Annotated in this window: 2 protein-coding genes and 1 pseudogene; all 3 read right to left on the bottom strand. The window is 49.1% G+C overall.

Annotated features, from left to right (window positions below):
* A pseudogene (locus IX84_RS18340) lies at window positions 1-596 on the bottom strand (hypothetical protein); the annotation flags it as partial.
* A 44-nt stretch (window positions 597-640) separates the two neighbouring features.
* The gene (locus tag IX84_RS18335) at window positions 641-1,345 is read right to left on the bottom strand and encodes an IS630 family transposase (RefSeq protein ID WP_052516191.1); all 705 of its coding nucleotides are present in this window, start codon (window positions 1,343-1,345) and stop codon (window positions 641-643) included.
* A gap of 46 nt (window positions 1,346-1,391) precedes the next feature.
* Window positions 1,392-1,937, bottom strand: a complete 546-nt coding sequence (locus IX84_RS18330; RefSeq protein WP_152605135.1) for a helix-turn-helix domain-containing protein — start codon at window positions 1,935-1,937, stop codon at window positions 1,392-1,394.
* Between the last annotated feature and the right edge of the window lie 43 nt (window positions 1,938-1,980).

Here is a 1,980-nt window from a genome sequence, read left to right as displayed (position 1 = left end):
GTTATGGTATTGGACGTAAAGCCCGGATCGGCACAAGGCACAGCACAAGGTGGGCAACTAGAACCTCCGCAGTCTATACCCGTTTCATCTCCGTTTTGGATGCCGTCAGAGCAATTTGGCGGTGCCCCATTCACCGTCACAGTCGCTAAGCAGCTATTTAAATTGCCGGCGGCATCCTCTGCGGTCAGTGTGACCTGATTTTGCCCGATGTCCGCGCTGGAAAATTGGGTTATATCAAGGGTCAAGCTAGCCACTCCACAATTATCGGTGGAACCACCGTCTACATCCTGTGGAGAGACACTGGCCATACCCGAACCATCCAGGTCTATGCTTAAATCCTGACAAACCGCAGAGGGTAGCAAGTCATCAATGAGCGTTACAGCAGCCATACAGGTTCCTGATCCCGTTGCGGGGTTTCCATCTCCTACTTCCAGCTGCACCATCACCTCAGGTGCATCGCTACAAGTGAACTGGGATTGGTCAAGAGCGTAGTTTAGCACGGTTGCACAATCGTCTGTGGAGCCACCGTCTACATCCTGTGGGTTGATGGATGCCTGACCGGATGCATCAAAAAATACAGTGGTATTCGCACACAATGCATCGGGAGGGCTAGTGGCTTAAGACATAAGTTTCTGACAATTTAAATGAGAGGTTCCCGGTCCTTGTCGAAGCCTTTAAATTTCCATTTTAGAGGTTTAGCCAAGCACTCATTGTAAAAAGCCACGTAGGCTTCTATTTTGATTTGTAGCTCTTCGACTGAAGAAAAATTGCCATTGCTAATCACATGACGCTGCAGCTTAGCGAACCAATTTTCGATTGGGTTGAGCCAGGAGCAATGCTTGGGCGTGAAGACAAATCTGATACGGTGCTCTTCTTTTTCCAGGAAACGCCTACGAGTTACCATGTTTTTTAAGATGCCCTCCCGGCCTTTTGTGCCCAGGCCTTCATCATACCCTTCGCACTCGGCAATCCAGCGGACCAGCGATTCCGACATATGGGTATTGAGCTGGTCGGACAAAATAATAACCTGGTCCATTTCTGGCAGTGCATGGACGGTGCATTTGATGAAGTCAGCATAATCTGTTTCATCCCGAGTGTCTCCCATACGGTAATTGATGACCTGGCCATTTTCCACGTTGTTAGCGGCAATCAGCGTCGTTGTACCGTGACGGATGTACTCATATTCCACCCGTTGGTGTGCCCCCTTGCTTTTGGGGGCTGCACCTTTGGCACGCTCTATAGCCTGGATACCCGTTTTTTCGTCGATGCTTATGACATGGCGGTTGGGGTGCTTGCGCAGCACAGAATCGAGAATGAACTGGCAAACCAAAGCAACCCTGAGCACGAAGGCTCCCCAATCTTCGATCTTTGGGAATAGCCAATACTCTGATTTATGAGGCTGAAGAGGGCTGCTTTTTTAAAATCCTCCCTACTTGCCGGGAGGAAATACTGGCCACGATGCCTTTCGCTATGGCAACTTTGGCCAGCATCTCGTGCGTCCAATCAGCCATTTCTACCTGGTAATCGGCTGGGGGCTCGCAGGCTAGGGCTATGATCTGTTTTTCCTGGGCTAAGGTGATGGTTTTCGGCGCTCCCGAACGAGGCGAGTCTTTTAACGTACTGATTAAACGTTTGCGTAAATCCAAGGGGCTCACTTCTTGATTCTCCAAATACGATTCATAGGATACCAAATTATCATAGTCTGCCTCCCAGCGCCTGCGCCAGGATTTTACCGTATTCAGTGAAATATCCAGTTCCCTTTTGATGTGGGAATTGCTTTGTCCTTGATTGGCCATTAGCAATAGCTTGATGCGCTTGGCTAGTTGCTGGCTTGTCGTATGCCGGCGCCCTATATCCTGCAATATCTCCTTTTGTAGTAGAGTCATCGGGATTGGGGCAGCCGGTGCTTGGCCTCTTCCCATGGTATTTTCTGTCAAAGAACGTTTAAAATTATCAATTATTTATGTCTTAAGCCACTAG

It is taken from the genome of Phaeodactylibacter xiamenensis, assembly GCF_000759025.1.
Classification (GTDB): Bacteria; Bacteroidota; Bacteroidia; order Chitinophagales; family Saprospiraceae; genus Phaeodactylibacter; species Phaeodactylibacter xiamenensis.
Note: the sequence above shows the minus strand (reverse complement) of the source record. Positions and strands in the feature narration are given on the sequence as shown.